This is a genomic window from Pseudomonas sp. W2I6 (assembly GCF_030815935.1).
GTDB lineage: Bacteria > Pseudomonadota > Gammaproteobacteria > Pseudomonadales > Pseudomonadaceae > Aquipseudomonas.
Window position 1 is genome coordinate 3,001,591 of the sequence record NZ_JAUSXJ010000001.1, and the last position, 14,039, is coordinate 3,015,629.

A 14,039-nucleotide genomic window follows, 5' to 3' on the forward strand; every position below is an offset into this window, starting at 1 on the left:
AAGGAACTTCAATGATCAAGTCTATAACAACCCTACAAAGCTTTGGAATTTTTAAAAATTATTCCAAGCCCCCCGAACTTGAAGAATTTTCTAAATTCAATCTGATTTATGGTTGGAACGGAAGCGGAAAATCGACACTATCAAAAGTATTTGAATGCCTATCCAAGGGACATATAATATCTGACTTCCCAGATGCCACCCTAAAAATAGATACAGACATAGGTAGCATCGACAACAAAAACTTAATAAGAAGAGATCTTGACGTTTGCGTCTTCAATTCAAATTTTATAAAGGAAAATATAAATTGGGACAGCTTAGTTAAAAGCATCCTCCTAATATCCAAAGAAAAGATCGAAGAGAAAAAAACATGGAAAGAAAAAAAAGAAACCCACAAGACGAAAAGCGATTTATTAGAAAACAAAATCATAGAAAAACAAAGAACAGATGACAACATACAAAAACAACTTAGCGCGATAGCAAAAAACATCAAAAGCCGATTCCAAATACTAGACAGCACAGATAACTACTATGTTAGTTACAACAGAAGCAAAGTTCAAACAAAAATAAACTCACACCATGAAGAAATAAAAGCTGGCAGCTTACTATTAACAGAGGAGGCTTTTAAGAAAACTCAACAGGCGATCTCTCCAAAATTTAAACCCACCATACAATACACTCTAGACACGGCAAGTCATCAGAAGTACAAAGAGTTAGCCGAACGTTTGAACTCACTATTTCGTGAAACAGCGATATCCACATCAATCGACTATTTACTCGAAAATCCACCTATACAATCATGGATCGAAACCGGCCTTGCGATTCACAAGAGTCAGGCGGATTGTGAATTCTGTGGAAACCCAATCTCAGCCGACAGACTAAGCTCACTAAATGACCACTTCAATGAATCCTTTAGAGCATTCAAAGCACGTCTTACTGATGCTGTGCAATGGATACAAGGGGTAACTATCCTCGCGCCACCCAAAATAGCCATCTCAGAATTATATGAAGAATTCGCGTTCGACATACCCAGCTTGGAAGCCGAGGCTGAAGCTGCAGTAGAAAGTCTAAACAATCATCTTCAAGCTTGGAAGGTAACGTTAGACCAAAAAATAGAAAACCCTTTCGATATAACGCTCGCCATTTCGACGCCTTTGGAGACTCTTTTCGAGAGCTACAATAGGTCCTCTAGGGAAATTCAGAAAAAAATCCGTTCTCATAATGAGAAAGCGGAAAATTTCAATAATGAAATCACCTTCGCGAAGTCGGCATTAGAACTACACTTTCTAAGCGAAGAGATACGTGACTCAGAGTATCTAAAGTCAGAAGAAACCTCTAAAAAATTAGATATTCCAATCGACAATATTGGAAAAGAGCTGCGAGATCTGACAGCGGAAATTGCCAGTCTAGAGAAGCTATTAAACAACGAAAGCATTGGCGCCAATGATTTCAACCGCTCACTGCATCGTTTCTTGGGAAGAGATAGCATTTCTCTGAACTTTGATACCACACAGAAAGGATACCGGATACTTAGAACTCCCGAAGATTTACCCGCAAAAAATTTAAGCGAAGGGGAAAAAAATGCTATCGGCCTAATATACTTCCTGACAAAGCTTTCAGAGAACGAAAGGGACATCAAAAACTCCATTATAGTTTTCGATGACCCAGTATCTAGTTTCGACTCAAACAACCTCTTTAACGCGCACTCTTTTTTGCGTGAACACTGCCAAAACGCGAAACAACTATTCCTTCTCACCCATAGCTTTAACTATTTTAAGTTAGCTCGCGATTGGTTGGCAGCAAAAAACAAGAGATCAGATCCATCTGCCCCACCAAAAATCAAATCGAGATTTTATTGTATTGACGCCACCCTGACTACCCCACGCATATCAGCGATAAAAAATGCACCCAACACACTAACAAACTTTAACTCAGAATACCACTTTCTATATTCCACACTAAAGCAATACACAGAAGAAAGAACACTATCAATGGAAGCCTCTTTCTCTGTCGCAAACATGTCTCGAAAAATACTAGAATCCTTTTTAACATTTAAATATCCTCATGGCAGAGGCGACTTTCGCAGCCTAATGGATCAAGCAATTTCCGACCCAGCAAAATGCGAGCGAATATATAGATTTATAAATAAATACTCTCACAATCAAGTAATCGACTTTGATGACAGCGCATCTGACAACATAGCCGCAGAGTCAGAATTTATTGTTCGAGACATATTTGAAGAGATTCGTAGATTAGATGGTACGCACTACGCAGGAATGGAAAAAGCGATAGCCATATAAAAGATTTACAAGCCTGTTCTTTGCTCGTTCAAGGACAGGCTTGGCTATTTGAGTGTTCGCTTGATTCCTCAACGCTATGGAGCTTATAGTCCGCCCCGTCGCCCAAATGGCGATCAGGTTTGGCGACCTGTCTATCGGATGCAAAAGCACTGCGCTTTTTTGCAGATGCTGTTGCACCTTCGCAAAGCTGTCTTATGGCGGCTGTGCGCGGGAGACCCTCGGGTCTGCCGGGTTTTCCGATACCGGTTCGCCAACCTGCGTACAGCTGCCACCTATCGTTTGGCGACGAATAAGTGGCGGTCAATCGTTGCGCTATCGGAGCTTCAAATATGGATAGATACATGCCCCTCACTGGAATCGACCTGGTTCCAGCCTCCCTGCTCATCGACACTCACGCCCCGCTGGACGTCCTTCACGCCATGGCCGATTACCGAATTCGAACGGTGACTCAAGTCCTGGAAAACATCGCCTTTCGTAGTGAACTGCAAAGCGACACTGTCGTGCTCTCTGACTTCGCCCAGTTGCTGGCTATCCCATTGCGCGATGGGTGTGACTTGATGGATGTAATTGGCCGGCGTTTGCGGGAACAGGTTGAGGCCGCGACCGACTCCGCAAGATAGCAACGCGAAACGACTGTGGCGAGGGGGCTTGTCCCCCGTTGGGCTGCGTAGCAGTCCTGTTTTGGGGGGGCGCTTCGCACCCCAGCGGGAGCAAGCTCCCTCGCCACGGGGTTAGTGGTTTCCTGGCAGAGCAATGATGTTTGACGGATTGCCGGGGCTGCTCCGCAGCCCAACGGGGGACAAGCCCCCTCGCCACAGGTTGTTCGGCGACTTCAGAATGTGCAGGGGGATGGTGCTACCCAAGGATATCTGACGGCTAGCGCAGGGACTGCTGCAGGAACTCACTGATCAAGCTGAGTATCTGCTGCTGGATCTGCGGCTTGGGACGAGCGCCCTTGGCATCCAGGCAGATGAAGCCTTCGCCGGGGTCGCTCTGTTCAATTCGCTCCACCGCGCCCGGCTTGCACAGGGGCAGGAAGCTGAAGTGCGTGGCGTCGCTGATTTCCACGAAGCGCGACGTGGCCTGCGGCAAGCGCTTGGCCATGTCGGCCGACTCCAGCGCGGCGGGCAATTCCGGGGACGGTGTGCCTGCTGCAATCACCAGTGTGGGGCGGTTCAGCGCCGCGAGGCTTTCGTCGCTGAAGCCGCGGGCGAAGCCCAGGTCCAGGGAAACGATGGCCGCCACGCGCGGGTCACTCAGGTCCTCGGCCAGGAGCTGTTTGGCCTGGTCCGTGCGACCCACCTCGATCAGGTCGTACGCTTTGCAAGGGGCGATCTCGGAATGCACCTTGCAGTCCTCGGTAAAGCGCTGGGGATCAAAGCGGGCGCCGCCAACTTCCATCGCGGTCCAGCCGCCGAGTGAGTGCCCCACCACGGCGATCTTGCGCTCGGCCACCGCGCCAAAGCGTTTTGGCTGTGCGATCACGGCATCAATCACCCGATGGATATCAAGGGGACGTTTCCAAAGTTCGGAGGCCGCGGGTTGGGTGCGGTCCTTGCTGGTGGTGCCGGGGTGGTTGGGCGAGGCGACGATGTAACCCTGCCCGGCCAACGCGTTGGCGAGCCACGACTGGTTGATCCAGTTGCCAAAGATGCCGTGGGAGATCACCACCAACGGGTGTTCGCCAGCAGCCGGCGCGGCGTCCTTCAAGGCCGGCGCGCCGACAAACACCGGATTGTCAGCGATCAGTTGCGGCGTGCCGGCAGCATGGGTCGGGTACCACACCGCCACCTGCAACGGCCTGCCGTGCTCCGCGTCGGGAATCACTATTTCCTGGAAGCCGATCCGAACCTCATTGGCCTGAGCCAGCCCGGTGACAACCATCAACAACAGCGCAGCACACAGCGTTTTCATCCTTGAGTTCCCTAAGTGGCTAAGCGCCATATTCTGGCATGCCCGTAATGGGAAAGCAGGTGGGAAATCAATGCGCGTATAAATCATCAGGCTATGGCAACTATCCGAATGGTACGTCTACCATGTAGTCACACTCCTTTCAGATAGCCCCCAATGATCAAAGCCAGCCTGCGTAGTCACCTGACCCTCTGGTTTGCCGGTTTGTCGCTGCTCACCCTGGTGAGCGTAGGGTTCTACGTTGGGCACATCGCTACCGAGCAACTGAAACTGGCCAGTGGCAATGCCTTGTTGAGCACTGCCCGCTCCACCGCCGCGCTATTGGCGGTGCAGCTGCGTGAACGCCAGCTCGAAGTGTCGCTGCTCAGCCGCGCACCGCTGTTCAGACGGGGCAACCTGGACGATCCGGACATACTGACCTCCATGGAACAACGCACCCAGTCCCGCGCCGAGTACGCGTGGATGGGCGTGGCCGACACCGACGGGCGTGTGCGCCAGGCGGTGAATGGGCTGCTGGTCAACCAATCCGTAACGGCACGGCCCTGGTTCCAGGCCGGTTTGCAGGGCAACTACACCGGCGATCCCCACGAGGCGGTACTGCTTGCCAAGTTGCTGCCGGGCTCCAACGGTGAGCCCTGGCGCTTCATCGACTTTGCCGCACCGATTCGCAATGCCGGGGGCCAGGTGATCGGCGTACTGGGGGCTCACGCCCACTGGACGTGGGTGACACAAATTGTCGAAGCGGCCAAAGGCAATACGCCGGACATCGAGGCGCTGATCATCGACAACGACGGCAAGGTGCTCTACCCGGAACAACTGGCCGGCCAGCAACTGCCCCAGGACCGCCTGGCCAATGACACCGGCTGGTCGGTCGACAACGGCTACGTGACCAGCGCCGTGGCGGTGCCCAGCCCGTCGAATTCCAGCCTGACCTGGTACATCGTGATGCGCCAGCCGCTGGAAATCGCCCTGCACCCTGCCCGCGTATTGCTCTACAAACTGCTGCTGTTGGGCGTCATTGCCGCGGTGATTTTCGGCTTCGTGGCGTATTACCTGGCGTCGTACCTCAGCCGGCCCATCGAAGAACTCGCGCGTTCAGCCAAGCAGGTCCAAAACCAACAGCCTGGCGCGTATTTCCCTCAAGACCATTTCGTACTGGAAATCGCCCAGCTCGGGCGCTCCATCAAGGGCATGACCCAATCGCTGCTTGGCAAGGAGCGCGAGCTGCAGGACACCAATGCGTCCCTGGAAGCCACCGTCGCCCAGCGTACTGCCGCCCTCACCCAGGCCAATGCCGAGCTGTTGAACCTGGCCAGCCATGACGCCCTGACCGGCGTCTACAACCGTCGGCGCTTCGATGAAAAACTGGCGGAGTACAGCCTGCTGTTCCAGCGCAGCGGGCGCGCGTTTGCCTTGATGCTGATCGACGTTGATCATTTCAAGCGGATCAACGATACCCATGGGCATGCCGTCGGGGACGATGTACTGCGCCAGCTCGCGCAGTTGATTCAGGACGCCACCCGCGCCACTGACTTCGTCGCCCGTTACGGCGGTGAAGAGTTTGCGGTGCTGTTGCCGGAAATCGAAGCGCCGGACAGCCCGGACGTGGTGGCCGAGAAGATTCGCGCGGCAATTGCCGGAGCGCATTTCGAGACCGTTGGGCAGGTCACGGTGAGTATTGGCGTCGGGCTCGTTGAAGCTTCGGACAGCGACACCACAGTGCTGATCAAGCGTGCGGATCAGCAGTTGTATCGGGCCAAGTCGTCGGGGCGCAATCGCGTGGCGTGACGGTGTAGTGCGTCATGAGCCTTTCCAGAAAGCCACAACGCTCTTGATTAAATATCGACAGCCGCGCGCCCATGACCGTAATCTGCCCCACGAACGATGAACCATCGAACTGGCGCGTGTCGCCGGTATCAACGCCTGTCTTGAGCGTTTCTGATCTCAGGTAAATATCCATGTCCATCACCGACAACCTGCTCGCCTTCACCTTCGCCGCCACGTTGCTGACGCTGACCCCAGGACTGGACACGGCCCTGGTGCTGCGCACCGCAACGGTCGAAGGCAAGCAACAAGCCTTGCGCGCCACATTGGGCATCAATGCCGGCTGCCTGCTGTGGGGTGCAGCGGTGGCCTTTGGGCTGGGCGCGTTGATTGCCGTGTCCGAGGTGGCCTTCAACGTCTTGAAGTATTGCGGCGCGGCTTACCTGGCGTGGCTGGGCTTGAACATGCTGCTGCGTCCGCGCAGTTCGCTGGCGTCCGTCGAGGCCGATGGAAAGCCCGGTGCCAACTGGTTCCTGAAAGGCATGATGGGCAACGTGCTCAACCCCAAGATCGGGATTTTCTACGTGTCTTTCCTGCCGCAGTTCATTCCCCAGGGGCATCCGCTGGTGGCGTGGACGTTCGGGCTGGTGAGCATCCACGTGGTGATCAGCCTGGCCTGGTCACTGATACTGATCGGTGCCACGCAGCCATTGGCCGGCATGCTGCGGCGTGAAAAGGTGATCAAGTGGATGGACCGCACCACCGGCATGATATTCGTGCTGTTCGCGGCCCGGCTGGCCTTCAGCAAGCGCTGAAGTCAGCGCCGGTCCCGATGCCGTACCAGGCCTTCCAGGGTAAACCGCGCCTGCATCAGCACCACATCCCGCACCAGTTCCATTTCCTTCTGGCTCACTTCGGTCCAGTTCAAGGCGGAGAGCAGCTTGGGTTTCTGCACCCGAAACGCCAGGCCCTGGGTGAACAGCGCCATCGAGTGGATCACCGTGCGTTCGTCGTCAACGGCAAGGCCGGCAACGCGCGCGATCAGCAGGCGGATCACGTTGGCGATGCGCGCCTTGAAGCGTTCCTCGAACGCCATGGTCGCGCTTTCAGGGCAGAGCCCGGCTTGATGGCGATCAAGAAACGCCCGCCACGCGGTGGTCTGGGGACTGTCCTGGATCGTTGAAACCACCGCGCCGAGAATGCCCAGTGAGGCGTCGATCAACCTCTGATCGTCGACCCCGGGATCGGCCAGCGCACCTTCTGCGGCTTCAACGGTAGGCGCCATCTTTTGCCACAACAGCGTGATCAAGTGCTCGACGCATTCCAGATACACGCCTTCCTTGCCATCGAAGTAGTACTGGATTGCGGGCGCATTGACGCCGGCAGCATTCGCGATGTCTCGCGTGGACGCGCCGTCGTAGCCACGCTCGCCAAATACCTCGACAGCCGCCTCGATAATGCGTGCGCGGGTTTCTTCACCCCGCTGATAACCCCCTTCGGCGGCCGGTTTGTGTCGTGCCATGTGCCACTCCATTTTTTTAACGTAACCAAAATATACCAGTTGACAAAAATTCGCGAAAAAACGAATTTATTCCAACTGATATAAAACTGGAGTGACTTGATGTCCGCTGCACCTCCCTCTCCTCAGGTCATTCCTGAAACCACCGTCAACGGCCAACGTGGCAAAGCCCGACGGATTCTACTGTCACTCGCCGGCGTGGCGCTGTTGGCCGGGCTGGCTTGGGGCGCCTGGTGGTGGCTCACCGGGCGCTTTATCGAGACCACCGACGACGCCTATCTGCAAGCCGACAGCATCAGCGTGGCGCCGAAAATCAACGGCTACGTCGCCGAGGTGCTGGTGGCCGACAACCAGAACGTGAAGCATGGCGACGTGCTGGTGCGCCTGGATGCGCGCAAATACCAGGCAGTCAGTGACGAAGCCTCGGCGACGATTGCGGCCCGCGAGGCCGACTTTGCCAAGGCCCAGGCCGACCTCGTGCAACAGGACTCGACCATCGCCGAAGCCCGCGCCCAACTGCAAGGCGCCCAGGCCGACGCCCAGCACGCGCAAACCGAAGTCGCACGTTATGCGCCGCTCGCGCGTTCCGGGGCCGAGCCGGAAGAACGCCTGGCGCAGCTCAACAACCAACTCGCCCAGGCCCGCAGCACCGTGGCCGCCAAGCAGGCCGCGTTGCGCTCCAGCCAGACCCGCTACGGCACCCTCGAAGCCCAGCTCAAGCAAGCCCAGGCGCAACTCGGCGTGGCCAAGGCCAGCGAAGCCCAGAGCCAGCTGGACGTGGACGACGCGGTGATTCGCAGCCCGCTCGATGGCCGCGTCGCTGATCGCGGTGTACGCGTCGGCCAATACGTGCAGCCAGGCACACGCTTGTTGACCGTGGTGCCGGTGAGCGCGATCTACCTGACCGCCAACTACAAGGAAACGCAGATCGGCGAGATGCGCGCCGGGCAGACCGTCACCGTGCATGTGGACGCACTGCCAGGCCATGATATTCAGGGCCATATCGACAGCCTGTCCCCAGGCACCGGCGCACAGTTCGCGTTGCTGCCGCCGTCCAACGCCACCGGCAACTTCACCAAGATCGTGCAGCGGGTGCCGGTGCGGATTTCCCTGGATGTACCGGATGACGACGTGCGCCAGGCACTGGTGCCCGGCTTGTCCGCCACCGTGGAAGTCGACACCCGCACCCACAAGGCAGACGCCAACCATGGCTGAAGCCATCTTGACCGAAGTGCCCGCGGACAAACCGCGCAACGCTTCGCTGACAGACTGGATCGCAGTCGCCGCCGGCTCGCTGGGCGCCTTGCTGGCGACCCTGGACATCTCGATCACCAACTCGGCGCTGCCGCAGATCCAGGGCCAGATCGGCGCGACCGGTACCGAAGGCACGTGGATCGCCACCGGTTACCTGATGTCGGAAATCGTCATGATTCCCCTCGCCGCCTGGCTGACCCGGGTATTCGGCCTGCGCCGGTTCCTGATCGGCACCGCGTTGATGTTCACGTTTTTCTCGATGTTCTGCGGGTTGTCTTCCAGCCTCGGCGCGATGATCGCCGGGCGTATCGGCCAGGGTTTTGCCGGCGGCGCGATGATCCCGACCGCACAGACCATCGTGCGCACCCGCCTGCCTGCCCATCAGTTGGCAATCGGCACCACGATGTTCGGCATGACGGTGATCCTCGGCCCGCTGCTGGGCCCGGTGATTGGCGGCTGGCTCACGGAAAACATCAACTGGCGCTGGTGCTTCTTCATCAACCTGCCCGTCAGCATCACCTTGATCACCTTGCTGATCACCGGCCTGCCCAGCGACCGCATGAACCTCCAGCAATTCATCAAGGCCGACTGGCTGGGCATCATTGGCCTGGCCATGGGCCTGAGCTCGCTCACCGTGGTGCTGGAAGAAGGCCAGCGCGAACACTGGTTCGACTCGAAGTTGATCATCTGGTTGAGCATCACGATGGTGATCGGCTTTTTCCTGATTGCCGTCGGGCAAGTCCGCTCGAGTACGCCGATCCTGCGCCTGCAACTGGTGCTCAACCGCAGCTTTGGCAGCGTGCTGCTGATCGCCACGGCGGTCGGCGCCGGGCTGTATGGCACGGCGTACCTGGTGCCGCAGTTCCTCGGCATCCTGTCGGGCTATAACGCGCAACAGTCGGGTTCGATCATGTTGCTGTCGGGGATTCCGGCGTTCCTGCTGATGCCGATCCTGCCGCGAATGCTTGGCCGCCTGGACCTGCGGATGATGGTCGGCGTGGGTTTGTTGATGTACTGGGCCAGCTGCTTTCTCGACACCCAGCTCACCGCCCAGAGCGTCGGCCATGATTTCTACTGGTCGCAGATCCTGCGGGGCTTCGGGCAGATCCTGGTGATGATGCCCCTCAGCCAACTGTCGATGCGCTCGGTGGAAACCCGCGATGCGGGTGACGCGGCCGGGCTCTACAACATGTCACGCAACCTCGGCGGCACCTTGGGGCTGGCGCTGCTCGGCGTACTGATGGACCGGCGCAGCCACTTCCACGACGACATGTTGCGCGAAGGCATCCAGGCCAACACCCAGTTGACCCAGGATCAAATGGCGAGCGATACCGCCAGCTACCTAGCGCAAACCGGCGACCCGTCCACCGCCTCGCTGCAGGCCCTCAGTCATCTGGCCAACGACATCGCCCAACAAGCGGCGGTGATGGCCTACAACGACGCGTTCTACGTGCTGGGACTCGCCATGCTGGCGTGCCTTCCCCTGATCTTCATCCTGAAAAAGCGCGCGGCGCAGGCAGGCCAACGAACATGATTTATCGCTCACTTCCCTTGCTCTTCACCGTCGGCCTGCTGACGGCGTGTACCGTGGGGCCGGACTACCAGGGTGCGCCGGATGCCTCACCAAAGACCCTCGCGGCCGGACGCTTGCCCCACGCCGACATAGGCCTGCCGCGCACACCCGCGGTCGCCCAGTGGTGGCAAGCCCTGGGCGATCCGCAGCTCAACCAATTGGTGGCCCAGGCCCTGCAAAACAGTCCGGACATGGCGACCGCCCAGGCGCGCCTCAAGCAATCGCGAGCCAGCCTGAGTGGCGCCAACGCCAACGCCCTGCCCAAGATCACCGGCGATGCAGCGATGCTGAAGCTGCGCTCCCCCGACACCTCGGCGCTGGGTGGCAGCAGTGGCGGTGGTCGCGGGCCATTGAGCCTTTACCTCGCCGGCTTTGATGCCAGTTGGGAGGCCGACCTGTTCGGCGGCACCCGGCGTGCAATCGAGGCGGCCCAGGCGGAGAACGACGCCTCGCAGGCGCAACTGGCCGATGCCCAGGTGCAACTGGCAGCCGAGGTGGTGCAGACCTATGCCGACGTGCGTGACCAGCAGGCGCGACTGGCACTGGTGGACGCCAGTGTCGAGATTGAGGAACAGGCGCTGGACCTGACCCAGCAGCGACGCAGCCGTGGCGTGGCCTCGCAGTTGCAACTGGAGCAGGTCCTGACCCAGGCCGAAAACACCCGGGCCCAACGCCTGCCGCTGCAAGCGTCAATCGTCGAAGCGATTGACCAGTTGAACCTGCTCTGCGGCCTGGAACCGGGCGAGTTGGACGCGAGCCTCAACACTCCCCGCGCCCTGCCCGCTATCCCTAGCCAGGTACCCTTTGCAGACCCGGCGGCGATCCTGAAAGCACGCCCGGATATCCGGGTGGCCGAGCGCCAACTGGCTTCCAGCAACGCGCAGATCGGCGAGAAAACCGCCGACTGGTTTCCCAAGCTCAGCCTGATGGGCGACTTGTCGTTCTCGGCGGCCGATCCCGGGCACCTGGCGCGCAAGGACAGCGGCACCTGGCTGCTGTTGCCGCGGCTGACCTGGAACGCATTGGATTTCGGCCGGGTGGCGGCCAGTGTCAAAGGTGCGGAAGCCGGGCGCGACGAGGCCCTGGCCCATTACAAAAGCGTGGTGTTGAGTGCGTTGCGTGATGCGGATGTGGCCCTGGCGCGGTATGGCAACCAGCGGCAGAACGTGGTGCTGCTGCGTAACGTGGAATCTTCGGCAGTACGGGCTGCGGACCTGACGCGCCAGCGTTATAAGGCAGGTACGGCGAGCACGCTGGATTGGCTGGACGCGGAACGTACGCGGTACCAGGCGCAGGAAAGCCGGATTTCCGGGGATGCGCTGTTGCTCAAGGACTTTGCGTCGTTGCACAAGGCGCTGGGGTTGGGATGGACGTTGTAAGAGCCAGAGCAAGCAACCAATAACCTGTGGCGAGGGAGCTTGCTCCCGCTGGACTGCGTAGCAGTCCCATTTTCTGGAGCCGCTTCGCGACCCAGCGGGAGCAAGCTCCCTCGCCACAGGTCAATATCTTCCCTGACAGGTATGGATCAGCGCGCGGTATTGGCCCGCGCCGCGTGCAGCTTCTTGTAGCTGTCGATCAACCGCAGGTGCCGGTCCAGCCCTTCCAGCTTCATGCTCGTCGGCGTCAAACCATAGAACCGCACACTGCCATTCACCGACCCAATCGCCGCGTCCATCCGCTCGTTGCCAAACATCCGGCGGAAATTCACTTCGTAGTCCGCCAGTTCCAGGTCTTCGTCCAGCTCCATCTCCAGCACCGCATTCACAGCCTGATAGAACAAGCCGCGCTCGACGGTGTTGTCGTTGTACTGCTGGAACATCTCCACCAGTTCCTTGGCTTCTTCGAACTGCTGCAGGGCCAGATAAATCAGCAGCTTCAATTCCAGGATGGTCAGTTGACCCCACGCCGTATTGTCATCGAACTCGATGCCGATCAAGGTGGTGATGTCGGTGTAGTCGTCCAGCTCGCTTTCCACCAGACGCTCAACCAACCCCTTCAATTCCGCTTCGTCGAGGCGATGCAGGTTCAGGATGTCCTCGCGGAAAAACAGCGCCTTGTTGGTGTTGTCCCAGATCAGGTCGTCGATCGGGTAGATCTCCGAATAGTCGGGCACCAGGATGCGGCAGGCGGTCGCGCCGATGTGCTCGTACACCGCCATGTAGACTTCCTTGCCCATGCCTTCGAGGATGCCGAACAACGTGGCGGCTTCCTCGGCATTGGAGTTTTCACCCTGGCCGGAGAAGTCCCATTCGACGAACTCGTAATCCGACTTCGAGCTGAAGAAGCGCCACGACACCACGCCGCTGGAGTCGATGAAGTGCTCGACAAAGTTGTTCGGTTCGGTCACCGCATGGCCTTCAAACGTCGGCTGCGGCAGATCGTTCAGGCCTTCAAAGCTGCGGCCTTGCAGCAGTTCGGTGAGGCTGCGCTCCAACGCCACTTCCAGGCTGGGGTGCGCGCCGAACGAGGCGAATACGCCGCCGGTGCGTGGGTTCATCAACGTCACGCACATCACCGGGAATTCACCGCCCAGGGACGCATCCTTCACCAGTACCGGAAAGCCCTGGGCTTCCAGGCCCTGGATACCGGCCAGGATACCGGGGAATTTCGCCAGCACTTCCTGCGGTACATCCGGCAGCGCGAATTCACCTTCGATGATTTCGCGTTTTACCGCGCGTTCGAAGATTTCCGACAGGCACTGCACTTGCGCTTCGGCCAGGGTGTTACCGGCACTCATGCCGTTGCTGAGGTACAGGTTCTCGATCAGGTTGGACGGGAAATACACCACCTCGCCATCGGACTGGCGCACGAACGGCAGCGAAACAATGCCGCGCTCTTCGTTGCCGGAGTTGGTGTCGTAGAGGTGTGAGCCGCGCAGCTCGCCGTCACGGTTGTAGATGTGCAGGCAATGCGCGTCGAGTATCTCCGGTGGCAGTTCGTCCTTGCGGCCCGGCTTGAACCAGCGCTCGTCCGGGTAATGCACAAACGCCGCGTTGGCGATGTCTTCACCCCAGAACTGGTCGTTGTAGAAGAAGTTGCAGTTCAGCCGCTCGATAAACTCGCCCAATGCCGACGCCAATGCGCCTTCCTTGGTCGCGCCCTTGCCGTTGGTAAAGCACATCGGCGAGTGCGCGTCGCGGATATGCAGCGACCATACGTTGGGCACGATATTGCGCCACGAAGCGATCTCGATCTTCATGCCCAGGCCCGCGAGAATGGCCGACATGTTGGCGATGGTTGTTTCCAGCGGCAGGTCCTTGCCCGCGATGTAGGTGCCCGCGTCGGACGCCGCGCTCGGCATCAGCAATGCCTGGGCATCGGCATCCAGGTTTTCCACTTCCTCGATGACAAACTCCGGCCCGGCCTGCACGACTTTTTTCACGGTGCAGCGGTCGACGGAACGCAGGATGCCCTGGCGGTCTTTATCGGAGATGTCCGCCGGCAATTCGACCTGGATCTTGAAGATCTGGTTGTAGCGGTTTTCCGGGTCGACAATGTTGTTCTGGGACAGGCGAATATTGTCGGTAGGGATGTTGCGGGTTTCGCAGTACAACTTCACAAAGTAAGCCGCACACAACGCCGACGACGCCAGGAAGTAATCGAACGGACCGGGGGCCGAGCCATCGCCCTTGTAGCGAATAGGCTGGTCGGCCACCACGGTGAAGTCGTCGAACTTGGCTTCAAGTCGAAGGTTGTCGAGAAAATTGACCTTGATTTCCAT

The 14,039-nt window shown here is 58.2% G+C and carries 10 protein-coding genes; 7 read left to right on the forward strand and 3 right to left on the reverse strand.

Going from position 1 to position 14,039, the window contains the following annotated elements; all coding sequences use genetic code 11:
* Positions 1-11: 11 nt before the first annotated feature.
* Positions 12-2,297, forward strand: coding sequence for an AAA family ATPase (locus tag QF039_RS14115; RefSeq protein ID WP_307518946.1), 2,286 nt, complete (start codon positions 12-14; stop codon positions 2,295-2,297).
* 329 nt (positions 2,298-2,626) lie between these two features.
* Positions 2,627-2,917: a hypothetical protein gene (locus QF039_RS14120; RefSeq protein ID WP_307518948.1), complete on the forward strand. Its 291-nt coding sequence runs from the start codon at positions 2,627-2,629 to the stop codon at positions 2,915-2,917.
* A 256-nt stretch (positions 2,918-3,173) separates the two neighbouring features.
* Here the strand turns inward: QF039_RS14120 and QF039_RS14125 are convergent, their stop codons facing one another.
* Positions 3,174-4,211 (reverse strand): alpha/beta fold hydrolase, encoded by a 1,038-nt coding sequence (locus QF039_RS14125; protein WP_307518949.1) that lies wholly within the window; start codon positions 4,209-4,211, stop codon positions 3,174-3,176.
* 153 nt (positions 4,212-4,364) lie between these two features.
* Between QF039_RS14125 and QF039_RS14130 the strand changes: the two genes are divergently transcribed.
* Positions 4,365-5,996 carry a sensor domain-containing diguanylate cyclase gene (locus QF039_RS14130; protein ID WP_307518951.1) on the forward strand — a complete coding sequence of 544 codons (1,632 nt, stop codon included), beginning with the start codon at positions 4,365-4,367 and terminating at the stop codon, positions 5,994-5,996.
* A gap of 170 nt (positions 5,997-6,166) precedes the next feature.
* Positions 6,167-6,787, forward strand: a complete 621-nt coding sequence (locus QF039_RS14135; RefSeq protein ID WP_177019803.1) for a LysE family translocator — start codon at positions 6,167-6,169, stop codon at positions 6,785-6,787.
* Positions 6,788-6,789: 2 nt separating this feature from the next.
* Here the strand turns inward: QF039_RS14135 and QF039_RS14140 are convergent, their stop codons facing one another.
* A complete protein-coding gene (locus QF039_RS14140; protein ID WP_177009446.1) occupies positions 6,790-7,494 on the reverse strand; it encodes a CerR family C-terminal domain-containing protein in 705 nt (234 codons plus the stop codon).
* A 99-nt stretch (positions 7,495-7,593) separates the two neighbouring features.
* Between QF039_RS14140 and QF039_RS14145 the strand changes: the two genes are divergently transcribed.
* Genes QF039_RS14145 through QF039_RS14155 form a run of 3 tightly spaced genes read left to right on the forward strand, consistent with a single transcriptional unit; the run spans position 7,594 to position 11,697 of the window.
* A complete protein-coding gene (locus QF039_RS14145; protein ID WP_307518955.1) occupies positions 7,594-8,706 on the forward strand; it encodes an HlyD family secretion protein in 1,113 nt (370 codons plus the stop codon).
* On the forward strand, positions 8,699-10,279 hold the full coding sequence (locus QF039_RS14150) for a DHA2 family efflux MFS transporter permease subunit (protein ID WP_178902914.1): 1,581 nt from the start codon (positions 8,699-8,701) through the stop codon (positions 10,277-10,279). Before QF039_RS14145 ends, QF039_RS14150 begins: the two co-directional genes overlap by 8 nt.
* Positions 10,276-11,697 (forward strand): efflux transporter outer membrane subunit, encoded by a 1,422-nt coding sequence (locus QF039_RS14155; protein ID WP_177080897.1) that lies wholly within the window; start codon positions 10,276-10,278, stop codon positions 11,695-11,697. The genes QF039_RS14150 and QF039_RS14155 overlap by 4 nt, the downstream gene beginning before the upstream one ends.
* A 146-nt stretch (positions 11,698-11,843) precedes the next feature.
* Here QF039_RS14155 and QF039_RS14160 read toward each other — a convergent pair whose 3' ends face one another.
* A complete protein-coding gene (locus tag QF039_RS14160; protein ID WP_307518959.1) occupies positions 11,844-14,039 on the reverse strand; it encodes an OsmC domain/YcaO domain-containing protein in 2,196 nt (731 codons plus the stop codon).